The sequence below is a fragment of the Bradyrhizobium sp. 6(2017) genome, assembly GCF_011058295.2.
GTDB classification, from domain to species: domain Bacteria; phylum Pseudomonadota; class Alphaproteobacteria; order Rhizobiales; family Xanthobacteraceae; genus Bradyrhizobium; species Bradyrhizobium septentrionale.
Genome location: NZ_CP049289.2, coordinates 7695290 through 7716752 on the forward strand (window position 1 = coordinate 7695290; position 21463 = coordinate 7716752).

Below are 21463 nucleotides of genomic sequence, written 5' to 3' on the forward strand. Positions count from 1 at the left end.
TTTCGCAGCTGGGCCATGCCAGCCGCACGAAACCGCGCGAGCTCCGGGACGTGCTTCCTGCAAGCTACGGCTATTCCTCGCCGTGGATCCTTCCGGAGATGCTCATGTTGTCGGCGGGATGCTCAAACAGGAGAACATTAATGATCTTCGGATCGGAACCGATCGATTCGTGGGTAACCTTGACGATGTCACGGATCAGCTGCGTCTTGCGGGTCTTGGTGAGACCGGCCGCGATATGACATTCAATGTAGGGCATGGTTGCCTCTCTTTCCTATTTCAGGCGAGCGATGAGTTCTTTGTCGTTGGCATTGCCTTCGACAAACTCGGGCAGGTGTTGCCCGTGCTCGACGAAGTTGATGCCTCGTCCCTCTCTGATGACAAAGAAGATGTTGTGGGCCGGTTCACCGGTGGCCTCGCTGACGACACGCAACAAGCCGGCCGAAAGAGCACGTTTTTGCTCATCCGAGCGACCGTATCGCATGTCGCAAGAAATCATTGACATCGGGATACTCCTTCGTTGACGCGAATGACTATTGAATTCCGGGATGGAGCGCCGGATGGACCGCCTTGGGGTTCACTTTTCCAAGGAGATCCATCAAATCGGAGATAGGCCGCTCGTCGATCTTCTCGACCGCCTTGATGATGCTGTTGCGCAATGCTTCATCCGCAAACGGCTCGCTCAGCCAATTGAACTTCTCGACCGTGCGCTCCCATGACAATGGGTTACTGAGGCCGCCTTCGTATCCAAGCTGTTCGCGATCGAAGGTACGACCGCCCTTGGTCTTGATTGCGATCCGCGTGTTCAGCTCCTGCGGGTATCTGGCAGTGAAGGCATCGTCCGGAACTATCGTAACCTTACTCAACAGGGCCTGCGCGTCATCAGCCTGGACACGGGCCTGCTCGAGCTGCGCCGGCCCGACCCCATCGTCCAAAAGTGCCGCTGCAATCAGGTACTTCAGGTTGTAGTCCGCTTGCTCCTTGGTCTGCGGTCTGTCCTTTGAGCCAAACGCGCCGCCGCCCGCGATATCGAAACCTGACTGAAAGATGTCGCAACGGACGGCTTCGATATCGCTGGCCACCAAGTTATTGTCACGCTTCAACTTGAGCACGGCTTCAAGAACCGGCTGACCATGAATGAGCGAGCAGAACTTCTTCATGATCGTAAGCTTGATAATCTCGAGCGAGTCATCCGACCAGTCCACGTCAATCTTTTGATCGAACATTCGCAACAAGCCGTTCGGTCCCTCGAAAAGCCCGGACGGACCGGTGAAACCACGCTTGGCGAGTGATGCGGAGTAAACCGCGCGCATTCCGGTCATTCCGGGAGAAAAGCCCTTCCACTGCGATACCGGCTCGACGTGAACGCATGTGAGGGAAATGTTGTCGACTGTCGCGATCGAGATCGCATGCGCGATCTGCTCGGCGTTCAGCCCGAACAGCTTTCCTGCTCCCGCGGCTGCGGAAATTGCAAGCTGAATGGCATGATTGAACCCCTTCGCCATGACAGGCACGACGGCGGTGAACCGGCACTGGATTTCGTAAGCCACTGCAAGCGCGAGCATGAAGTCTTCGCCGGACGCCTTGGCATGCTCGGCAGCAGCCAAGATCGCACCGAAATTGTCACTGGGATGACACAGCCCGCCTGGCGACATGTAGCTGTCGAGCAGGTCGACATATCTCACTAACCCGGAGTTATACAAAGCGGCCTGATCCGGCGCAGTCCGGCCGCCACCGATCAACGTGCACAATCCCCCCGACCTATATTCCCTAAACTGCTCGCGCAAAGCTTCGAACGGCGCTCCCGGAAGCGCGGAGATTGCGCATCCCAGGCTATCTAGAATATTTCGTTTGTAGAGCTTGCGCGCGTCAGGCTTCAGAGATGCTGGAACAGCCCGATCAGCAAAACCGGCGATCGCATTTACTGTAGGTACGGAAGTCGTGTTCTTCATCAGCATGTCGACGTCCTTGGCCGTATCCCATACGATTGAACTGGTTTAATTGAGAGAGAGCGTGCCTTTATCATTCGCGATCAGCAAACGAATAGATTCGAGAAGGCAATCTGCATCGCAGATTGCTCGACCAAGCACAGAACTCGTTGGGCGACGGATCCGGCATCGCGTGACAGAATTTGAGTAGGGTGCTGTCTTCCAGCCGAGGACGGCATCAACTTCGACGATCGGGCGATCTCATATCGTTGCCGCTCAAGCACGGCATCAGACCGGCATGCCATTACAGTCAACGACGACCGGGAGGCCAATCGTTCGCGTCTATCAAGAAGAACGTCAGCTTATGGGTTAGACGCGGCTTGCGGATTCAGGGCCTTGGGAAAACTTCGAAGCCTGAAGGAGAGGATTTGGCATTGCTTCACCAGCCTCCGGCCGGCACTTCGTCCCTGTCCTAGTCCGGACTGACCAGAAATGGAAAACCCTCGGAGATCCGCTTTATTAGAAAGCGACGGCCCGTGACGAACAAGACTACTCGGCGGCCGCTGCAGGCAACTCGGTGCCCGGCCGTACAATCTGAAGAAAGGCAGAGAGTGCACTGGAGACATAGGCGTCTGTGCGCCGAATGAACACGGTCTGCACGTCAGAAAACTCGGGCGCTAGTTCGTGCACGGCTACCTGGCCATCCCGCCATGCCGCAACAACCACTCCCTTAGGCAGCAGTGTCACTCCGACGCCCGCCGCCACACAGCCCAGGATGGCGTCTATCGAACCGAATTCCAAAGGCTGTGCCACAAGTATTCCCGCCTTAGTCAACAGATTCTCAAGCCTTATTCGATAGGAGCAACCAACACGGAAGACTATCGTTTTCAGTTCACTGATCGAGGAAAGGTCTTCAATGCCTCGAATTGAGCGAGGCGTTACCAAGACGAGTTCTTCCCGAAACAGGCACTCCTGTTGCAAATCTGGGTGATCGACCGGTCCAGCAACAAACGCACCCTCAAGTCTGCACTCGACAACGTCCTCAATGAGGCTACAGGTCGTCCCGGTCGTCACCACAGGCCGAACCTTTGGGTAAGCCTTGGTAAAGCTCGCAAGCACAGACGGAAGCCGAACCGCCGCAGTCGTTTCCAAAGTGCCGAGTTCAAGGACGCCACCCGGAGTGCCGTCATCCCTTGCGGCCGCTTTGGCGTCGCTGAGGAGCTTGGTGATGCGTGCCGAAAAGGGTAGCATGCGGCGCCCCGCTGGTGTGACCTTCACACCGCGCGCATGCCGCTGGAATAGCTGAATGCCAAGCTCAACCTCCAACGCCCTTACGCGCGCGGTGACGTTGGATTGGACAGTGTTCAGCTCAGCCGCCGCTCGGTTCATACTGCCGTGCCGGGCAACTGCTTCAAAGACCCTTAGATCGGTTGCGTCCATAACAAGCCCTATCTTCTGACGCGAACGGTTCGGCATCAACGCGCTTGATCGAGTGATTATCTTGATCCAAGCTACTCGTTTTACAAGGCCCAATCCGAGCGTCTTATGCCTGTTTTCGAACGCACGAGCTGGTTAAGACAACCTATCACTAAAACGAATACGGATATCTCAAATACAGATATCTGTACGGTGACCACCAACGCCGTCGAGGCACTAACCGACGGAGCCCTGGTCCCATGATAATGGAAGCTGTTCGATAGCGATCACAACGTTGCTGGTCCCGCAACGAAAACAATGCATCGCAAACGGGACCAAACGGCTTCACTACCGTTGGAGGGGGAGCGCCAGCTCACCCCATTCAGTCACTCCACGAAACGCGGGCGTACTTGGAGAGCCTTTCCTTGGCCTCGGCAACGACACGGCGCACGACGTCACCTGCCTCGGGCAGGTCATGAATCATGCCGATTGACTCCCCGACCGTCACATTCGCCACATCAAAGTCGCCGACGCGCGACGCCGCCTCCACCTTCTCCAATTCGTCGGCCTGCAGAGTCCTTAGTTTCTCTTCGTGGCCATGCCACTTTTCGATGAACTCATTCTTCATGAGCCGCCCGGTGTATCCTTCCGGCCAGGCTCTTTGCCTTACAATATCGTACACGCTGGTTCGTATCGTCTCGTCACCCGAAGCTGCCACAACCTTGGCTTTAGCATTCGGATGGATGAGCGCCTCCTTTGTTGCCCAAAAACGGCTCCCCATAAGAGCCCCTTCGGCGCCGAGCATCAGAGCCGCCGCAAGACCTCGACCGTCAGCGATACCACCCGCGGCAATAACGACCACGTCAGGTGCGTGTTTACTTAGAGCGTCTACCACCGTCGGAACGAACGGTAACGTCGATCGGGCCGTTTGGCCGTGGCCGCCGGCTTCCGTCCCTTGCGCTACCACAACATCGGCTCCGACATCGGCCGCTCGCCGGGCTTGGTCGACTGTGTGGACTTGGCAAATCAGTGGTACCCGGGCTTGCTTGATGCGCTTCGCAAACGGTGCCGGATCAGCAAAAGACAACATGATCGCGCGCGGATGACGCTCAATTGCGAAGTCAAGCAACTCCGGCTGTTTTGCGACGGACCACGTGATGAAGCCACATCCTACATCGCTGCGCGTGATCTTCGCTGACTCCGTCTCGAACCACGTGCGGTCGCCATATCCGCCGCCAAGCAGGCCGAGCCCGCCGGCGGCCGCAACCGCGGTGGACAGGTCTGCGCCCGCGGCGGGCGTCATCGGCGCAAGGATTATTGGGTGTTCAATACTAAACAACTTAGTCAACCGCGTCCTGATCATCGTCCTACCCTTTCCACTGTTAGGCCAACCAAGCTTTGGCGTTCTCCGCCATGCGGCCTCTCGTTCACCTTAATTTCCTCCGACGCCTCTGTAACAGCGATTAGCGCCCTTCGGAGGTTCGGCGCTTGACCGATCGCCTGAGATTCCAACGGTTCATTGATTGTTTCGGAAACACATAGCGCCGCCAATACTCACTAGTCGGAAGACACTCTTTCGCGGGGCGCGCGAATGCAGTCTTGTTGAACCATGGTACCGGTCGAAAGGCGGGAGAATTGCGCTTTGAGCCGAGGCACGGCAAAATCGACGAAAGCCCGCACTTTGGGGACGGCAAGCCGACCCTGTGGGGAAATCAGGTGCAGAGGGATCGCGGAAACGTCGTCCCGCCTGAGGAGGACTTGTAGCCTGTTTTGCGCAAGTTGCTCCGCAATGTGATAAGAGAAGAGCCGGGTGATGCCTCGCCCCTCGACGGCCGGGGCAATAGCACCACGAACGCTATTCACCACCAGGCGCGGCGTAAAATGAACCGAACGCGGCATCGACGATCCGTTCGCCGGTGGAAACGTCCACGAATCGATTCCGAAGTGAGTCATTGCAATGATCTTGTGCTTTGCGAGATCAGCGACCTCTTCGATTTTCGGATGCGCCGTCAAATAGCGGGGCGATGCCGCTACGACGCGCCGAACCTCTCCCAACCGGATCGCGACGAGCGTGGAATCTGTCAAGTTGCCAATTCGCAAGGCGATATCCATGCCTTCGTCGATAAGTTTGACGGGTCTGTCCAGCAAAAAAAGCCGGACAGAGACGGTTGGATAGACGTCCATGAACTCGTCTAAGACCGGACGCAGGACATCTTCTCCCGCAGCGACCGGCGCTGTTATGGTCAACGTGCCACGCGGGGTTGACCGTTCACCTGCCGCGACGAGATCAGCCTCCTCGAGATCTGTAATGACGCGGCGACAAACAATCGCATAACGTTCCCCCGCTTCGCTGAGCTTGAATGACCGCGTCGTGCGGTGAAGGAGAGTAACGCCTACGTGCGCCTCAAGAGACGCGAGCGCCCGGCTTATTGCAGCCGGCGATCGTCCCAGCTTGCGTCCTGCTTTCCTCAAGCCTCCCTCATCGAGAGTGGCAACAAAGACCTTCATAGCGTCGATACGGTCCACTTACTCACCACTTGACACTTGATGTCAATCAACGCTTCAGCGTAAGAACGAAGATGCCAGCTCGACAAGTCCCGGGCAGTTCGCGAACTCTTTCCTGCACTCGATGATGCGCGGCGGATTCTGCAACCATCTTGATTGAGGCTAGGCAACCGCTGGCGCCACCATCAAACGCTTTTTCGAGATAGCCCTATCGTTGCCGGAGATTGCGAGGCGGCGCACTCAGGCTTCCCCGGCTCTGCTGATTACTTCGTACGGCCCGTCAAAGCTATCCATCGCCGTCGATCGACCGGCCCTCAATCTTCGCCGCCGGCCCTATCAGCAGGACAGATACCGCGTTCAGTTCAAATCGCTTCGCGTGGACACACCAAGTTCATAGGCTTTGCAGGCTGTCCTTGGATGTCGATCAGCCTTGGCATCGTTTCGAGGAAGCATTCGGACGTTGCGTGGTGGTTAGGAGTCTGCCGTGGCGGTCGCGGAGGAGAACGAGGCAACGGTCAGGGCTGTTCGATGCTGAAGCAGCGTCTCGCCTGCGAAGCGTGACCGAAATGAGCGCCACATCTTTGAAAAAAGAATTGCTGATCTGTGGTTCTGGAGATCAGTTTGAGCCGGAGCGTGCGTTATGAACAGCATCCCGCAATCTGTCGACGTTACGGGGACTCTCGAAGGCTTGATACGGACCGGACAAGATGCGGTGAGGCAGTTCGACGACATTCTCGCGGCGACGGCAGGAGTGGGCTATGAAAGGCCGGGTTCGTCACAGGGAATATTCTATCCATTCGGATTGATCGCCGATCTTCAGCACGAATGCCTTAGACAGGTATGGCGCCTTTGGAACGGAATGTTTCTTCAGATATACGCTGGAGGTGTCCATTCGGATATTGCGCTCGCCAAGGGTGACAAACGGTTCAAGGACTCGTCTTGGCGGGAGCAACCCTATTACGATCTTCTCAAGCAGACATACCTGCTCAGCTCGAGGCATCTTCTGGAATTTGTAGACAATGCGCAGGTCGACGATAGGACCAGACTTCAACTTCGCTTCTATGCGCGTCAGCTTGTTGATGCAATAAGTCCGTCGAATTTCCCCGCGACCAATCCCGAGGTCATTCGCAAGCCGATCGAGACCCGCTCCGCAAGCCTAACGAACGGCCTCAAGAATCTGATTGATGACTTCCAAAAGGGAAGGATCACGCGCGTCGACGAGTCGGCCTTTGAAGTAGGTCGCAACCTAGCCACAACTCCAGGAACCGTGATCTTTGAAAACGAGCTGGTCCAACTGATCCAGTACGCACCGCAGACGAGCCAGGTCGAAAAGACCCCGCTTCTTTTCGTTCCACCATGTATTAACAAATACTACCTGCTTGACCTTGGAACGGGAAACTCGCTGGTCGAGTATGCCGTCGCGCAAGGTCATCAGGTATTCCTGATTTCCTGGCGCAGCGCGGTGCCTGAGACCCAGCATTTGACCTGGGACGATTACCTCGAGATGGGTCCGCTCAAAGCGGTCGAGGTTGTTCTCGAGGTCACCGGCGCGGAGCGAACACATGCGCTCGGCTTCTGCGTCGGTGGAACACTTTTGAGCTGCGCTGCAGCTGTAATGGCGGCCCGAGGGCAAGATAGATTGGCGACGGTCACGTTGCTGACCACCATGCTGGACTTTTCCGATACCGGCGAAATCGGTTTGCTTATCGATGCGGGCTCGGTCGCATTACGAGAAGCGACGATCGGAAAGGGAGGCATCATGCCTGGCAGGGAACTGGCCTTTACCTTCGGTACGCTGCGCGCCAACGATTTGATCTGGCGATACGTCGTCGATAATTATCTGAAGGGGGCAACCCCGGACGTTTTCGATCTGCTGTATTGGGATTCCGACAGCGTGAGCCTGCCTGGTCCAATGTACTGCTGGTACACGCGGAACACCTACCTTGAGAACAATCTCAAGGATCCGGGCAAGACTACACAGTGCGGCGTTGCAGTAGACTTCTCCAGGATTACTGCGCCGTTTTATCTCCTCGCATCCCGTGAGGATCACATTGTGCCTTGGAAGACGGCGTTTCGTTCCAAGGATCTCATCGGCGGCGAGGCACGCTTCGTATTGGCGGCCAGTGGCCACGTCGCGGGTGTGATCAATCCTCCTGCGCGCAACAAACGCAGCCACTGGCTTAGCGACGACTCTGAGTCTGATCCAGAAGGCTGGCTCGACGGCGCCGAAGAGAGACCCGGAAGCTGGTGGCCCGATTGGAATGCGTGGTTGGGACGTCATTCAGGTGGAACTATTTCGGCGCCGGAAGTTCAGGGGAGCGCACGATTCGATCCGATAGAGTCCGCGCCCGGTCGTTACGTAAAAGAGAAATCGAACTAGACGGCTATGCAAGCGAGCCGCCTTAAAAAATCGCATTCAACGGAGGAAATCTTGATGTCCAATGAAATCGTCATCGTCAGCGCCGCCCGCACCCCCGTCGGCAGCTTCAACGGCGCGTTCGCCACCACGCCGGCCCACGACCTCGGCGCGATCGCCATCAAGGCGGCGCTTGAGCGTGCCGGCGTCGAGGCCGGTCAGGTCTCCGAAGTCATCATGGGCCAGATCCTCACTGCCGCCCAGGGCCAGAACCCGGCCCGCCAGGCCTCGATCGCGGCCGGCATCCCGGTGGAAAGCCCGGCCTGGGGCGTCAACCAGCTCTGCGGCTCGGGCCTGCGCACGGTGGCGCTCGGCTACCAGGCGCTGCTCAACGGCGATTCCTCGATCGTTGTCGCCGGCGGCCAGGAATCCATGAGCATGGCCCCGCACGCGCAATATCTGCGCGGCGGCGTCAAGATGGGCGGCCTCGAGCTGATCGACACCATGATCAAGGACGGGCTGTGGGACGCCTTCAACGGCTACCACATGGGCAACACCGCCGAGAACGTCGCCAAGCAGTACCAGATCACCCGCTCGCAGCAGGATGAGTTCGCGGTCGGCTCGCAGAACAAGGCCGAGGCGGCGCAGAAGGCCGGCAGGTTCAAGGACGAGATCGTCCCGGTCACGATCAAGAGCCGCAAGGGCGATATCGTGGTCGACACCGACGAGTATCCGCGTCATGGCGCCACGATCGATGCGATGGCCAAGCTCCGCGCGGCCTTCGAGAAGGACGGCACCGTCACCGCCGGCAACGCCTCGGGCATCAATGACGGCGCAGCTGCTGTCGTGCTGATGACCGCCAAGGAAGCCGCCAAGCAGGGCAAGAAGGTGCTCGCCCGCATCGTCTCGTGGGGCCAGGCCGGCGTCGACCCCAAGATCATGGGCACCGGACCGATCCCGGCGTCGCGCACCGCGCTGAAGAGGGCCGGCTGGAACATCGCCGATCTCGACCTGATCGAGGCCAACGAGGCGTTCGCCGCGCAAGCCTGCGCCGTCAACAAGGACCTCGGCTGGGATCCGGCCAAGGTCAACGTCAATGGCGGCGCGATCGCGATCGGCCATCCGGTCGGCGCGTCCGGCGCGCGCGTGCTGGTGACGCTGTTGCACGAGATGCAGAAGCGCGACGCCAAGAAGGGCCTCGCGACGCTGTGCATCGGCGGCGGCATGGGCATCGCTATGTGCGTTGCACGCGACTGAACCTGCAGAGCGGGAGGATTCGAGATGATGCGTGTTGCATTGGTGACGGGCGGAACGCGGGGCATTGGAGCTGCGATCAGCAAGGCGCTGAAAGCGGCGGGCTACAAGGTGGCGGCGAGCTACGCCGGCAATGACGCCGCGGCGGAGAAGTTCAAGGCGGAGAGCGGGATTCCCGTCTACAAGTGGGATGTCTCATCGTTCGACGCCTGCGCGGCCGGCGTGAAGCAGGTCGAGGCCGATCTCGGCCCGGTCGATGTGCTCGTCAATAATGCCGGCATCACCAAGGATACTGCATTCCACAAGATGACGCTGGAGCAGTGGAATGCCGTGATCAACACCAACCTCGGTTCGCTGTTCAACATGACGCGCCAGGTCATCGAGGGCATGCGCGCCCGCAAGTTCGGCCGCGTCATCTCGATCTCCTCGATCAACGGCCAGAAGGGCCAGTTCGGCCAGGTCAACTACTCCGCGGCAAAGGCCGGCGATATCGGCTTCACCAAGGCGCTGGCGCTGGAGAACGCCAAGGGCGGCATCACCGTCAACGTGATCTGCCCGGGCTATATCAACACCGAGATGGTGCAGGCGGTGCCGAAGGACGTGCTCGAGAAGAGCGTGATCCCGCAGATCCCGGTCAATCGGCTCGGCGAACCCGAGGAGATCGCACGCGCGGTGGTGTTCCTCGCCGCCGACGATGCCGGTTTCATCACCGGCTCGACGCTGACCATCAATGGCGGTCAGTATCTGATTTGATCGTGCGGCAGTTCGCATGCGACGCGCACGTTTCGAATGCGAATGCTTGCGCCCCGGTACGCCATTTGAATTGACGGGTTGAATATGAAGATTGCCGTTGCCAAGGAAGTCGATCCGTCCGAGCCGCGGGTTGCGGTCTCGCCCGACACCATCAAGAAGTTCAAGGCGCTCGGCGCCGAGGTCGCGGTCGAGCCGGGCGCAGGCATCAAGTCGGGCCTGCCCGATTCGGAGTTCACCGCGGTTGGCGCCACCGTCAGCGCCGATGCGCTCAAGGACGCCGACATCATCATCAAGGTGAAGCGGCCCGAGGCCTCCGAACTGTCGAAATACAGGCGCGGTGCGCTGGTCATCGCGATCATGGATCCCTACGGCAATGATGCCGCGCTGAAGGCGATGGCCGATGCCGGCATTGCCGCCTTCGCGATGGAATTGATGCCGCGCATCACCCGCGCCCAGGTGATGGACGTCTTGTCCTCGCAGGCCAACCTGGCGGGCTACCGGGCGGTGATCGAGGGCGCCGAAGCGTTCGGCCGTGCCTTCCCGATGATGATGACCGCCGCCGGCACCATTCCGGCCGCGAAAGTGTTCGTGATGGGTGTCGGCGTTGCCGGCCTGCAGGCGATCGCGACCGCGCGGCGGCTCGGTGCCGTCGTCACCGCGACCGACGTGCGCCCCGCCACCAAGGAGCAGGTCGAATCGCTTGGCGCCAAATTCCTCGCCGTCGAGGACGAGGAGTTCAAGAACGCGCAGACCGCCGGCGGCTACGCCAAGGAAATGTCCAAGGAGTATCAGGCCAAGCAGGCCGCGCTGACCGCCGAGCACATCAAGAAGCAGGATATCGTCATCACCACCGCGCTGATCCCGGGCCGTCCGGCGCCGAAGCTGGTCACGGGCGAGATGGTGAAATCGATGAAGCCCGGCTCGGTGCTGGTCGATCTCGCGGTCGAGCGCGGCGGCAATGTCGAGGGCGCCAGGCCCGGCGAGGTCGTCGAGACGGATGGCATCAAGATCGTCGGCTACACCAACGTCGCCGGGCGCGTCGCCGCCTCGGCCTCGAGCCTGTACGCGCGCAATCTGTTCTCGTTCATCGAGACGATGGTCGACAAGGCCAACAAGGCGCTCGCGGTCAACTGGGACGACGAGCTGGTGAAGGCCACCGCGCTGACCAAAGACGGCGCCGTCATCCATCCCAACTTCCAGCCGAAGTAAGGAGAGAAGCCATGGAGCATCTCGCGCAGGCCGTCGATCCGTTCGTGTTCCGGCTGTCGATTTTCGTTCTCGCCGTGTTCGTCGGCTATTTCGTGGTGTGGTCGGTGACCCCTGCGCTGCATACGCCGCTGATGAGCGTGACCAATGCGATCTCGTCGGTGATCGTGGTCGGTGCGCTGCTCGCGGTCGGCGTCGGCATGGTCTCGAGCGGCTCGGGCTGGGCCCGCGGCTTCGGCTTCGTGGCGCTGATCTTCGCCTGCGTGAACATCTTCGGCGGCTTCCTTGTCACCCAGCGCATGCTGGCGATGTACAAGAAGAAAGCAAAGTGAGCGGCGTGCACCTCGGGGTGACGAAGACAAAGGGGGACCTGAGATGAACGCCAATCTGGCTGCTGCTCTGTATCTCGTGGCGGGGGTGCTGTTCATCCTGTCGCTGCGCGGCCTGTCGAGCCCGGCGTCGTCGCGCCAGGGCAACATGTTCGGCATGATCGGCATGGCGATCGCCGTCGCCACCACGCTGGCCAGCCATCCGCCGGCCGACGGCGTGGCCTGGCTGCTGGTCATCGTCGCGATCGCGATCGGCGGCGGCATCGGCGCGGTGATCGCGCGCCGCGTGCCGATGACCTCGATGCCCGAGCTCGTCGCCGCGTTCCACTCGCTGGTCGGCATGGCCGCGGTGCTGGTCGCCGCCGGCGCGTTCTATGCGCCTGAAGCCTTCGACATCGGCACGCCCGGCAACATCCATCCGCAGAGCCTGGTCGAGATGTCGCTCGGCGTCGCGATCGGCGCGCTGACCTTCACCGGCTCGGTGATCGCGTTCCTCAAGCTCTCGGCCCGGATGAGCGGCGCGCCGATCATCCTGCCGTTCCGCCACGTCATCAACATCGTGCTGGCGCTGGCGCTGGTGTTCTTCATCGTCGGCCTCGTGCTGTCGGGCAGCGCGCTCGACTTCTGGCTGATCACCATCATCGCGCTGGCGCTCGGCGTGCTGATGATCATCCCGATCGGCGGCGCCGACATGCCGGTCGTGATCTCGATGCTGAACTCGTACTCCGGCTGGGCCGCGGCCGGCATCGGCTTCACGCTCGGCAACTCGGCGCTGATCATCACCGGCGCGCTGGTCGGCTCCTCCGGTGCGATCCTGTCCTACATCATGTGCCACGCGATGAACCGCTCGTTCATCTCGGTGATCCTCGGCGGCTTCGGCGGCGAGACCGCGGCGGCCGGCGGTGGCGGAGGAGAGCAGAAGCCCGCCAAGCTCGGCTCGGCTGACGATGCCGCCTTCATCATGAAGAACGCCTCCAAGGTCATCATCGTGCCCGGCTACGGCATGGCGGTGGCGCAGGCCCAGCACGCGCTGCGCGAGATGGGCGACATCCTGAAGAAGGAGGGCGTTGAGGTGAAATACGCTATTCACCCGGTGGCGGGACGCATGCCCGGCCACATGAACGTGCTGCTGGCCGAGGCCAACGTGCCCTATGACGAGGTGTTCGAGCTCGAGGACATCAACTCGGAGTTCGCCCAGGCCGACATCGCCTTCGTGATCGGCGCCAACGACGTCACCAACCCGGCGGCGGAAGAGGACAAGACCTCGCCGATCTACGGCATGCCGGTGCTGCAGGTCTGGAAGGCCGGCACCGTGATGTTCATCAAGCGCTCGCTGGCGTCAGGCTATGCCGGCATCGACAACCCGCTGTTCTACCGCGACAACACCATGATGCTGCTCGGCGACGCCAAGAAGGTCACCGAGAACATCGTCAAGGCGATGTGAGGCGACTGCTCTGGATACGAAGATAACCAGCGTATCGCTTACGTACTGACCAAGCCACCTCGGAGGTTGTGGCTGGGTTTCGGCAACACGGTTCAATCCAGCCGCCTGCCATCCGCAACAGCCCTTCCGAACCGACTGCCAGCGATGATGAGTAAGCCAGGCAGCCTCGTCCTGCTGATCGAAGGCGAGCCCAAGATGCGGAGCTTCTTGCGTTCCGGCTTCGAGTTCCATGGCTTTTCGGTTGTCGAAGCGGAGAATGCCGCGGACGGCTTGAAGATCGCCGCGTTCAATCCGCCGGACCTCGTGATCCTCGATCTCGGCCTACCGGGCCTGCATGGCATTGAGACACTCGAGCGGCTGCGCTCATGGTCTGACGCTCCGGTCATCGCCTTGTCTGCTAAATCAAACGAAGATGAGATGGTCTGCTTGCTGCGGTCGGGCGCCAACGATTATGTGGTGAAGCCATTTGGCATGGCCGCGCGTCTCGCCCGCTGTGATGTCGCTCGCCAACACCAGGGCCAAGCTGACACGCAAAGAGTATCGCTTGTTGCACATCCTGGCGACGCATGTCGGGCTCGTAGTCACCCACGATCAGCTGCTCAAGGAAATCTGGACCGGTAGTCAGCGGGATAACGTCTAGTATCTTCGTGTATTGGTGCGCAAGGTTCGACAGAAGATCGAGCCGGACCCAAAATCAGCCACGCCTGCTGACCACCGAGTCGGGGGTCGGCTATCGGCTCGAAAAAGACCTAAAAACCAGCGCGACCGATTGACGGGCCCCACAGTCTCCCAAGCAGCTCGCCGGAACATATGCCGAATGGCGGCCAATGCCGCTGGCACCCTGTCAGTCTTGACCATAGACGAATAAGATGGCCTCAAGTTGCGAGCACATGGTGTGATGACCGACGAAATTGCCAGCGTGCCAACACCACCAATGAGGGGTAAAGGCAAGATAGGGAAATCTATCTTCCCCCTGAAGGCCAGCGAAGTAGCCGGCCTCATAGGTTTTATGGAGAGAGAGCCACGTGTACATGTGAGCGGCATCATCCGAGTAGTACACTTAACGGGTAGCCGACCACCATGCGTTCGGCGCCTTGGAAAGGTGCTGAGAACTGTCCGCAAGCCGGTGTATCTCGGGGACGCGATGATGCAGATGCCCCCGGTCTTCTCGTCGCCAAAGCCGTGTGCGAAACCGACGCGCTTTTACTGCCGTTTCCGGCCGGTCCGCTGCCTCGTTCTGAAGCGGACCGGTCGTAGCGATCAGGACATGGTGGGCATCACGAACTCGGCGCCGGCACGAATGCCGGTTGGCCAACGGCTCGTGATCGTCTTCAAGCGGGTGTAGAAGCGAACGCCCTCCGGGCCGTGCATGTAGTGGTCGCCGAAGATCGACGCTTTCCATCCACCGAACGAATGGAATGCCATCGGCACCGGGATTGGTACGTTGATGCCGACCATGCCGATCTTGATCTTGTGCGCAAACTCCCGCGCCGCGTCGCCATCGCGCGTGAAGATCGAGGTGCCGTTGCCGAACTCGTGCTCGTTGATCATGCGCGCGGCGGTGTCGTAGTCAGGCGCACGGGCGACGGACAGGACGGGACCGAAGATCTCCTCCTTGTAGATCTTCATGTTCGGCGTGACGTGATCGAACAGCGACCCGCCGATGAAGTAGCCGTCTTCGTAGCCCTGCATGTTGAAGCCGCGGCCGTCAACCAGCAGCTTGGCACCCTCCGCGACACCGGCATCGATATAGCCGCGGACCTTGTCCAGATGCTGCTTGGTGACCAGCGGACCCATTTCCGCTTCCGGATCCGTGCCGGGCCCGATCTTGAGGCTGCGGATCTTCGGCTCCAGCGCCGAGATCAGCCGGTTCGCGGTTGTCTCGCCGACCGGGACCGCGACGGAGATCGCCATGCAACGCTCACCAGCCGAGCCAAAGGCGGCGCCCATCAGGGCGTCGACCGCCTGGTCCATGTCGGCGTCCGGCATGATGATCATGTGGTTCTTGGCACCACCCAACGCCTGGCAACGCTTTCCGGTGTTGGCGGACGTCTCGTAAATGTACTTTGCGATCGGCGTAGATCCGACAAAACTGATCGCCGAGATATCGGGATGAAGCAGCAGCGCGTCGACGGTCTCCTTGTCGCCGTGGACCACCCCGAATACGCCGTCGGGCAGACCCGCTTCCTTGAGCCACTCCGCGACGACGACAGAGGTGGACGGATCGCGCTCGGAAGGCTTCAGGATGAAGGTGTTGCCGCAGGCAAGGGCCACCGGAAACATCCACATCGGCACCATGGCAGGGAAATTGAACGGGGTAATGCCGGCGACCACGCCAAGAGGCTGGCGCATCGAGTAGCTATCTACGCGCGTTCCGACATTCTCGGTGATCTCGCCCTTCAGCAGCTGCGGGGCGGCTGTCGCGAACTCGACGACTTCCATGCCGCGCTGAATCTCACCAACCGCGTCGGAGTGAACCTTGCCATGCTCGGCCACGATGACGTCTGCCAGCAGGCTGGTGCGTTCCTCGAGGATCCTGAGGAACCGGTTGAGAATCCTGCCCCGCCGCAGGGGCGTCGTCGCCGCCCATCCCGGTGCAGCCTTCACTGCCGCCGCGACGGCATCGGCCACATCCGCGGCGTTCGCGATCGGCACTGTTGCCGCTTGCTCACCGGTCGCAGGGTTGAAGACGAACGACGACCGCCCGTTACCACCGGTGACTTGCCGGCCGTCGATGAAATGCCTCACTTGCCTGACCACGATTACCTCCTTGTTGCCTCAATGACCGTCGCGACGAGCTGGCAACCGACCTCGAACACCGGTGACAAAACGCTCAAGCAATGCCGGTTGGGCCGTTTCCGTCGAGGACATCGGCAGACAGCAGCTGCAGAGCCTCAACGATCGCCGGGCTCGTCCTTGCGCCCACGACTTATGTTGGCTTCTCGCCGTGAATGCGCCCCGAAATGCTCATGTTTTCGGGCGCGTGCTCGCACAGCAGAACATTGATGATCTTTGGGTCGGACCCGATCGACTCGTGGGTGACTTTCACAATGTCGCGGATGAGCTGCGTCTTACGGGCCTTCGTGAGACCTGCGGCGATATGACACTCGATATAGGGCATAGCTATCTCTGGCTCTTACTTCAAACGGGCGATCAGTTCTTTGTCGTTCGCGTTACCCTCGACGAACTCGGGTAGATGTTGCCCGTGCTCCACGAAATTGATGCCGCTCCCCTCCCTAATGACGAAGAAGATATTCTCGGCGGGTTCGCCAGTCGCTTCACTGACAACGCGTAGCAGACCGGCTGATAGAGCGCGCTTTTGCTCTTCCGAACGGCCGTATCGTATGTCGCAAGAAATCATCGGCATCGGGCTTTTCCCCAATTGAAGCGGTTGTTTATTGAACTCCAGGACGCGACTCATACCGCCGATCGACTGGTGCGGATCGGCCTCGGGCATCGATCTATTCCACGTATTGCGCAACGGATGGCTCCGTTAGACGCCAATCCCCCTCAGGTTCAGCCTTGGCGATCGATACCAACCAGCAGACAAGCAGCGTCAGCGGCAAAGTGAAGAGCGCCGGAGAGTCGTACGGAAAGATCGCGGGACCAAGACCCAGCACCTTTGACCAGATCGTCGGGCCCATGGCCGTCAGAACAACCGATGAGATCAGCCCGAAGGTGCCACCGATGACCGCACCACGCGTCGTCAGGCCGTTCCAGTAGATTGCAAGGATCAGCAAGGGGAAGTTGGCGCTGGCTGCGATCGCCGTGGCCAGCGCGAGGAGATACGCCACATTCTGGCCCTCGCATGCCAGCCCGAGCAGTATGCCGAGCACCCCCAATGCAACTGCGGAGATCCGCGATATTTGGAGCCGCGTGCGCTCAGTGAGTTGCTGTCCGGACAAACCGACGACGAGGTCGTTGGCCGCCGACGAAGCGCCCGCTATGAGCAACCCGGAGACAACCGCCAAGATCGTCGCGAACGCAACCGCAGAGATGAAACCCGCCAAGATGCTTCCGCCAACGGCCCTCGCCAGGTGGATGGGGGCCAGGTTGTTTCCGCCAAAGAGTACGCCATTGGCACCGGCATAGGTGGCGTCACCACGGAGGAGCGCGATACTGCCATATCCGATAAAAAACAGCATCACAAAGAACAGGCAGATCAGGCAGGTCGCGTAGAACACTGACAGACGCGCTGCGCGCTCGTCGCTAACCGTGAAGAAACGCATCAGGATATGGGGCAGCCCGGCCGTGCCGAACAGGACCCCGACGCCAATCGACAGCGTCGCAATTCCGTCCTGGGCGAAACCACGAATATCCATGATCCTGTCGCCGTTGGGATGATTGCTCGCCGCCGTCTTGAAGAGATCCGGCATACTGAACCCGAACCTGACTAGGACCAGCACCGCGATCAAGCAGCTACCGCCGATCATCAAGACGGCCTTGATGATCTGGACCCATGTGGCGGCGCGCATGCCGCCGAGGGTCGAAAACACAATCATGAGCATTCCGACCATGATGATCGCCGGCGCGTAACCGATTCCGAACAGCAAGGAGATAAGCTCTCCAGCGCCGACCATTTGTGCGACGAGGTAGAAGCTCACGATCACGAGGGTGGACGAACCCGCCAGGATGCGAACCGGCCGCTCTCTCAATTTATGAGTTAGCACGTCTGCGAAGGAATACTTCCCAAGGCGGCGCAGTGGCTCCGCAACGAGAAACAGCACAATAGGCCAACTGGCCAAATAACTGGCGGCGAGGAACATCCCATCCAGGCCCGAAGCATAGATGGCGCCCGACAGCCCGAGGAAGGCGCCGGCGGACATGTAGTCGCCCGCAATGGCAAGACCATTCTGTCCCGACGAGATCGAGCTTCCGGCCGTTAGATATTCCGATGAGCTGGTTGCGCGGCGGGCCGTCCAAAAGCTGATGAGCAGCGTAAGCATCGCGAAGACCACGAAGAACAAGATGGTCGAAACATCAGCCTGGCGCACTTGAGACTCCGACTCCGCGGAGTACGCGGATCCACCAATACCGACGGTATATGCAATCGCGAGCAGAAGGCTCATGCCGTTCCGTGACATACGCATCATTCAATCTCCATGCCGCACGAGCACGAACAAGCCGGTCAAGATGACGCTGAAAGCCATGCAGCTGGCCAACGCGATCATCGCTGGACTAAAGGTTATTGAGGCAATGGCGGCGGGCGCCGGGTGCCGTGCGCTGTAGATGACGAAGGCCATCATCGCCAGGTATGAAAGGATCATCGCGATCATCAACCGGACACGGAGCGTGTCTGGCTTGTTGGCGGTGATGCGCAACGGATGCACTTCATCGGCTCTGTGCAAATTTCCCTCCCTGCATTGGATTGAGTGTGCGCCGCATATTTGCGATCGTGTTGGTTCAACGCTAGGCAACCGCTGGCGCCACCATCAAACGCTTTTTCGAGATAGCCATATCTTCTCTTGAGATTGGCGGACGGCCCATCTTGCATTCGCAGAGGCTATCGATTGCTTTGCACGGCTCCGCCAGAGCGATTCAGCGCCACCGATCGGCCGGTCGCAGGCTCTGGGCCCCGTCCTATCGGTGCGGCAGATACCGCGTTCAGTTCAAATCGCTTCGCTCGCACACACCAAATTCATAGGCTAACTTTGCAAGCCGAGCTGGAAGACATCTGGCGACGGCAAGTAATGGACACGCTCACGAACGACCCGAATGATGATCGACGTGTCCACCGAAAGGATACCTCGTACTTGACCATGGCACGGTGGCAGCTACTGACCCGCGAGTCCGACACAACGATAGGCATCGACGGCATCAACTCACAGGCCCTTCTCGGGAGATTCTCATGAAGCTCTACTGGTCGCCGAACTCCCCCTATGCACGAAAAGTCGTGGTGGTTACCAAGGAGCTGCGGATCGACGATCGTGTCAAGCTCATTGAGACATCTGCAATGCCGACCAGAGAGAACCCGGAGCTCTCGGCGCTCAATCCGTTGACCCGCATACCAACGCTTCAATTGAATACCGGTGAGATTCTTTTCGATAGCAGCTTAATCTGTGAGTATCTGGACGAGTTCTCAGATGGTGGATTACTGCCGGTGCTTGGGCCAGCCCGCCGACAAGTGCTCAAGCTCGAATTGCTTGGCCTGGACATCATGGACCGCGCTGTGGTCTGCCGCCAAGAAACCCTACGGCCTGAAAGCTACCGATGGAGCGGATGGGTGGACGCTCAGTTTGATCGGATCGGCAAGATCCTCGACGTCCTTGACGCCTATACGCTAGCGCCCGATTCCGACCTTGGCACCATAACCGTCGGTTGCGCGCTTGAATATCTTGACTTTCGCTTCGGCGACCGCCCGTGGCGATCACACCGACCGCAATTGAGTGCCTGGCACGAGCGATTTGCTTCGCGGCCGAGCATGGCAAGCACAAAGCATCCTCAGTGAACGGAGTTCCGGGAGCAACAGCATACCCGTCAGCCGTCGTGCAGCTACGCAAGCTTGTCACACCCTATCCGCCTCCCGTCGGCGGAGCCGGTCGCTTTCGACTGGCAAAGGAAGTCACCACCCTTCCGGTGCCTTCTCCCAGACTCGCCGGGATCTCCTTGGAGGTCCCGGCGCCTTTTATTTCTGTGGCGGCGATCTGATCTGAGATATTGCCATCGCTGTCACTCGATGGCGTTCCGATCGCAATAGATCGATGGCTTATACTCGTTGGCGCTGATTGAATGACATACCAGCCGGTCAGAGGCGCCGTCCGCTACCCTTGGCTGCCGCGCCGTCCAGTTCCTTGCCGACACGTCCAACAAACTTTGGCTTCTGGTTTTCGACAGTTAGCATGCCGGTGAGCAACAGCAGATTGCCGGTCTGCACGGCCTCGACGTACGCGCCGAAGGGCTTAGGCGCCTGCGGGAGTTGGATACCTGACTCCCGCAGGCTGGCTTCCGCGCTTACCATCTTCCGGAATGCGCGCCGCCGTCAACGTGCAGCGATTCCCCGGTGACATTCTGGGCTTCGGTCAGATAGACGATCGCATCGACAATGTCCTTGACGCTGGAAACAGTGCCCAACGGCGCCAGAGTCTTCAGGAACTCATGCGGATCGTCCTTGTGCAGGGGAGTGTCCACCATGCCGGGCGCGACCGTGTTGAAACGGATGCCCTGCTTCGCATATTCGACCGCGAGGTTGCGGGTCATGGCCTCCAGGCCGCCTTTGGTGATCATCGGCACCGAAACGGTCAGGCCCGCGATCGGATTCTCGACCAGCGACGACGTAACGCCGACAACACTGCCGCCCGACTTCTGGGCCAGCATCTGCTTCACAGCATGCTGCGTGATGTAAAGATAGCCTTCCAGGTTGGTTGACGACAGCCTCTTCAGGTCTTCGCCCGTGTAGTCGGTAAATGCCTTGGGAAAGAAGATGCCGGCATTGTTGACCAGCGCATTGATAGATCCGAACTTGCCAATCGCGGTCTCGGCCACCTTCGCGGCCACAGACGCATCGCCGATGTCGCCATCGACTAGCGCGAGTTTCGGGGATGATGGCAATTCCTTCGATTTGGTCACGGTGCGCGATGTCGCGACGACGTTATAGCCCTTGTCGAGAAACGCCTTCACGGCGCCGGCACCGATGCCCTGGGAAGCACCTGTTACGATAACTGTCTTGCTCATGATATTCTCCGTTGTTTTGGGTTGATCGTCGGAAGGTCAGTCACCTGAACCTTCCGCTCGAACTTTCACTGCGCTGCGACGATGTCTACGCGCACGTCGAGGCTGTTCCGCGTCGCGTTCGAGTAGGGGCAGATCTGATGAGCTTTCTGCACCAGCGTCTCAGCATCAGCCTTTGCCAGCCCGGGCAGGTAAACCGCGAGGCCGACCTCAAGGCCGAAACCGCCCTCGGCGCGCGGACCAATTCCCACGGTTGCTTTGACAGTGGTATCGGCCGGCACCTTCGGGCCACCTTGTGTCGCGACGAACTGCATCGAGCTCAGAAAGCAGGCAGCATAACCAGCAGCAAACAGCTGCTCCGGATTAGTGCCCGGAACACCGTCGCCACCGAGCTCCTTGGGCCGGCTCAGGCTGACCTTCAGGTTTCCATCGGGCGTGGCGGCATGACCGACACGGCCTCCCGACGCTATGGCATTAGTTCTGTATAAAACATTGGTTGGCATGGCTTTCTCCTCTTCATGGGGTTGTTGTTCGCTGCTGGGAGGAGAATGGGCGCAGCCAGCCTGATTGATTAGGCGAAAATATCTGGAATTACATTTCCATTTAT

General features: G+C 59.7%; 22 protein-coding genes and 1 pseudogene. 9 read left to right on the forward strand and 14 right to left on the reverse strand.

Annotated features, from left to right (window positions below; all coding sequences use genetic code 11):
* Positions 1 to 70: 70 nt before the first annotated feature.
* From G6P99_RS36600 to G6P99_RS36625, 6 genes are all read right to left on the reverse strand, one after another.
* Entirely contained in the window at positions 71 to 256 is a 186-nt protein-coding gene (locus tag G6P99_RS36600; RefSeq protein ID WP_092117106.1) for a tautomerase family protein, read from the reverse strand.
* A 15-nt stretch (positions 257 to 271) separates the two neighbouring features.
* Entirely contained in the window at positions 272 to 502 is a 231-nt protein-coding gene (locus tag G6P99_RS36605) for a tautomerase family protein (protein ID WP_092117108.1), read from the reverse strand.
* A gap of 28 nt (positions 503 to 530) precedes the next feature.
* On the reverse strand, positions 531 to 1955 hold the full coding sequence (locus G6P99_RS36610; RefSeq protein WP_205751538.1) for an MmgE/PrpD family protein: 1425 nt from the start codon (positions 1953 to 1955) through the stop codon (positions 531 to 533).
* A gap of 519 nt (positions 1956 to 2474) precedes the next feature.
* Complete coding sequence (locus G6P99_RS36615; protein ID WP_165125568.1) at positions 2475 to 3365, reverse strand: LysR family transcriptional regulator; 891 nt, start codon at positions 3363 to 3365, stop codon at positions 2475 to 2477.
* A gap of 358 nt (positions 3366 to 3723) precedes the next feature.
* Positions 3724 to 4704 (reverse strand): NAD(P)H-dependent flavin oxidoreductase, encoded by a 981-nt coding sequence (locus G6P99_RS36620; RefSeq protein WP_165125571.1) that lies wholly within the window; start codon positions 4702 to 4704, stop codon positions 3724 to 3726.
* A gap of 194 nt (positions 4705 to 4898) precedes the next feature.
* Positions 4899 to 5867 (reverse strand): LysR family transcriptional regulator, encoded by a 969-nt coding sequence (locus G6P99_RS36625; protein ID WP_165125574.1) that lies wholly within the window; start codon positions 5865 to 5867, stop codon positions 4899 to 4901.
* A gap of 619 nt (positions 5868 to 6486) precedes the next feature.
* Between G6P99_RS36625 and G6P99_RS36630 the strand changes: the two genes are divergently transcribed.
* The 8 genes and pseudogenes from G6P99_RS36630 to G6P99_RS47790 all read left to right on the forward strand — a co-directional run bounded on the left by G6P99_RS36630 (position 6487) and on the right by G6P99_RS47790 (position 13828).
* The gene (locus tag G6P99_RS36630) at positions 6487 to 8226 is read left to right on the forward strand and encodes a PHA/PHB synthase family protein (protein WP_165125577.1); all 1740 of its coding nucleotides are present in this window, start codon (positions 6487 to 6489) and stop codon (positions 8224 to 8226) included.
* 54 nt (positions 8227 to 8280) lie between these two features.
* Positions 8281 to 9459 carry an acetyl-CoA C-acetyltransferase gene (locus G6P99_RS36635; RefSeq protein WP_165125580.1) on the forward strand — a complete coding sequence of 393 codons (1179 nt, stop codon included), beginning with the start codon at positions 8281 to 8283 and terminating at the stop codon, positions 9457 to 9459.
* 24 nt (positions 9460 to 9483) lie between these two features.
* The gene (gene phbB, locus G6P99_RS36640) at positions 9484 to 10209 is read left to right on the forward strand and encodes an acetoacetyl-CoA reductase (RefSeq protein ID WP_165125583.1); all 726 of its coding nucleotides are present in this window, start codon (positions 9484 to 9486) and stop codon (positions 10207 to 10209) included.
* Between the two features lie 84 nt (positions 10210 to 10293).
* A complete protein-coding gene (locus G6P99_RS36645) occupies positions 10294 to 11418 on the forward strand; it encodes a Re/Si-specific NAD(P)(+) transhydrogenase subunit alpha (RefSeq protein WP_165125586.1) in 1125 nt (374 codons plus the stop codon).
* Positions 11419 to 11429: 11 nt separating this feature from the next.
* Positions 11430 to 11747 (forward strand): proton-translocating transhydrogenase family protein, encoded by a 318-nt coding sequence (locus G6P99_RS36650; RefSeq protein ID WP_016841609.1) that lies wholly within the window; start codon positions 11430 to 11432, stop codon positions 11745 to 11747.
* A 43-nt stretch (positions 11748 to 11790) separates the two neighbouring features.
* Positions 11791 to 13188: an NAD(P)(+) transhydrogenase (Re/Si-specific) subunit beta gene (locus G6P99_RS36655; protein ID WP_029085510.1), complete on the forward strand. Its 1398-nt coding sequence runs from the start codon at positions 11791 to 11793 to the stop codon at positions 13186 to 13188.
* A 195-nt stretch (positions 13189 to 13383) separates the two neighbouring features.
* A pseudogene (locus G6P99_RS47785) lies at positions 13384 to 13605 on the forward strand (response regulator); the annotation flags it as partial.
* 79 nt (positions 13606 to 13684) lie between these two features.
* Positions 13685 to 13828, forward strand: coding sequence for a winged helix-turn-helix domain-containing protein (locus G6P99_RS47790; protein ID WP_414645460.1), 144 nt, complete (start codon positions 13685 to 13687; stop codon positions 13826 to 13828).
* Between the two features lie 620 nt (positions 13829 to 14448).
* Here G6P99_RS47790 and G6P99_RS36665 read toward each other — a convergent pair.
* The 5 genes from G6P99_RS36665 to G6P99_RS36685 form a co-directional block, all read right to left on the reverse strand.
* A complete protein-coding gene (locus G6P99_RS36665) occupies positions 14449 to 15948 on the reverse strand; it encodes a CoA-acylating methylmalonate-semialdehyde dehydrogenase (RefSeq protein ID WP_165125589.1) in 1500 nt (499 codons plus the stop codon).
* A gap of 169 nt (positions 15949 to 16117) precedes the next feature.
* Positions 16118 to 16309 carry a tautomerase family protein gene (locus G6P99_RS36670; protein WP_165125592.1) on the reverse strand — a complete coding sequence of 64 codons (192 nt, stop codon included), beginning with the start codon at positions 16307 to 16309 and terminating at the stop codon, positions 16118 to 16120.
* A 15-nt stretch (positions 16310 to 16324) separates the two neighbouring features.
* A complete protein-coding gene (locus tag G6P99_RS36675; protein WP_205751540.1) occupies positions 16325 to 16645 on the reverse strand; it encodes a tautomerase family protein in 321 nt (106 codons plus the stop codon).
* A 4-nt stretch (positions 16646 to 16649) separates the two neighbouring features.
* On the reverse strand, positions 16650 to 18281 hold the full coding sequence (locus G6P99_RS36680; RefSeq protein WP_165125595.1) for a sodium:solute symporter family transporter: 1632 nt from the start codon (positions 18279 to 18281) through the stop codon (positions 16650 to 16652).
* A complete protein-coding gene (locus tag G6P99_RS36685; protein ID WP_165125598.1) occupies positions 18282 to 18536 on the reverse strand; it encodes a hypothetical protein in 255 nt (84 codons plus the stop codon).
* Positions 18537 to 19036: 500 nt separating this feature from the next.
* Here G6P99_RS36685 and G6P99_RS36690 point away from each other — a divergent pair, with 500 nt between their 5' ends.
* On the forward strand, positions 19037 to 19636 hold the full coding sequence (locus G6P99_RS36690; RefSeq protein WP_165125601.1) for a glutathione S-transferase family protein: 600 nt from the start codon (positions 19037 to 19039) through the stop codon (positions 19634 to 19636).
* Positions 19637 to 19933: 297 nt separating this feature from the next.
* Here the strand turns inward: G6P99_RS36690 and G6P99_RS36695 are convergent, their stop codons facing one another.
* The 3 genes from G6P99_RS36695 to G6P99_RS36705 all read right to left on the reverse strand — a co-directional run bounded on the left by G6P99_RS36695 (position 19934) and on the right by G6P99_RS36705 (position 21359).
* Positions 19934 to 20146 carry a hypothetical protein gene (locus tag G6P99_RS36695; RefSeq protein ID WP_205751541.1) on the reverse strand — a complete coding sequence of 71 codons (213 nt, stop codon included), beginning with the start codon at positions 20144 to 20146 and terminating at the stop codon, positions 19934 to 19936.
* The gene (locus G6P99_RS36700) at positions 20140 to 20859 is read right to left on the reverse strand and encodes an SDR family NAD(P)-dependent oxidoreductase (protein ID WP_165125604.1); all 720 of its coding nucleotides are present in this window, start codon (positions 20857 to 20859) and stop codon (positions 20140 to 20142) included. The genes G6P99_RS36695 and G6P99_RS36700 overlap by 7 nt, the downstream gene beginning before the upstream one ends.
* A gap of 65 nt (positions 20860 to 20924) precedes the next feature.
* Positions 20925 to 21359 (reverse strand): organic hydroperoxide resistance protein, encoded by a 435-nt coding sequence (locus G6P99_RS36705; RefSeq protein ID WP_165125607.1) that lies wholly within the window; start codon positions 21357 to 21359, stop codon positions 20925 to 20927.
* Positions 21360 to 21463 lie beyond the last annotated feature (104 nt).

Excerpts from the sequence above, each read along its gene's own strand:
- G6P99_RS36610 (WP_205751538.1), bottom strand. The coding sequence starts at position 1,955 with ATGCTGATGAAGAACACGACTTCCGTACCTACAGTAAATGCGATCGCC.
- G6P99_RS36670 (WP_165125592.1), bottom strand. The coding sequence starts at position 16,309 with ATGCCCTATATCGAGTGTCATATCGCCGCAGGTCTCACGAAGGCCCGT.
- G6P99_RS36645 (WP_165125586.1), top strand. The coding sequence starts at position 10,294 with ATGAAGATTGCCGTTGCCAAGGAAGTCGATCCGTCCGAGCCGCGGGTT.
- G6P99_RS36650 (WP_016841609.1), top strand. The coding sequence starts at position 11,430 with ATGGAGCATCTCGCGCAGGCCGTCGATCCGTTCGTGTTCCGGCTGTCG.
- G6P99_RS36600 (WP_092117106.1), bottom strand. The coding sequence starts at position 256 with ATGCCCTACATTGAATGTCATATCGCGGCCGGTCTCACCAAGACCCGC.
- G6P99_RS36605 (WP_092117108.1), bottom strand. The coding sequence starts at position 502 with ATGTCAATGATTTCTTGCGACATGCGATACGGTCGCTCGGATGAGCAA.
- G6P99_RS36705 (WP_165125607.1), bottom strand. The coding sequence starts at position 21,359 with ATGCCAACCAATGTTTTATACAGAACTAATGCCATAGCGTCGGGAGGC.
- G6P99_RS36690 (WP_165125601.1), top strand. The coding sequence starts at position 19,037 with ATGAAGCTCTACTGGTCGCCGAACTCCCCCTATGCACGAAAAGTCGTG.
- G6P99_RS36655 (WP_029085510.1), top strand. The coding sequence starts at position 11,791 with ATGAACGCCAATCTGGCTGCTGCTCTGTATCTCGTGGCGGGGGTGCTG.
- G6P99_RS36615 (WP_165125568.1), bottom strand. The coding sequence starts at position 3,365 with ATGGACGCAACCGATCTAAGGGTCTTTGAAGCAGTTGCCCGGCACGGC.
- G6P99_RS36680 (WP_165125595.1), bottom strand. The coding sequence starts at position 18,281 with ATGATGCGTATGTCACGGAACGGCATGAGCCTTCTGCTCGCGATTGCA.
- G6P99_RS47790 (WP_414645460.1), top strand. The coding sequence starts at position 13,685 with ATGTCGCTCGCCAACACCAGGGCCAAGCTGACACGCAAAGAGTATCGC.
- G6P99_RS36630 (WP_165125577.1), top strand. The coding sequence starts at position 6,487 with ATGAACAGCATCCCGCAATCTGTCGACGTTACGGGGACTCTCGAAGGC.
- G6P99_RS36620 (WP_165125571.1), bottom strand. The coding sequence starts at position 4,704 with ATGATCAGGACGCGGTTGACTAAGTTGTTTAGTATTGAACACCCAATA.
- G6P99_RS36635 (WP_165125580.1), top strand. The coding sequence starts at position 8,281 with ATGTCCAATGAAATCGTCATCGTCAGCGCCGCCCGCACCCCCGTCGGC.
- G6P99_RS36700 (WP_165125604.1), bottom strand. The coding sequence starts at position 20,859 with ATGAGCAAGACAGTTATCGTAACAGGTGCTTCCCAGGGCATCGGTGCC.
- phbB (WP_165125583.1), top strand. The coding sequence starts at position 9,484 with ATGATGCGTGTTGCATTGGTGACGGGCGGAACGCGGGGCATTGGAGCT.
- G6P99_RS36695 (WP_205751541.1), bottom strand. The coding sequence starts at position 20,146 with ATGGTAAGCGCGGAAGCCAGCCTGCGGGAGTCAGGTATCCAACTCCCG.
- G6P99_RS36675 (WP_205751540.1), bottom strand. The coding sequence starts at position 16,645 with ATGCCCGAGGCCGATCCGCACCAGTCGATCGGCGGTATGAGTCGCGTC.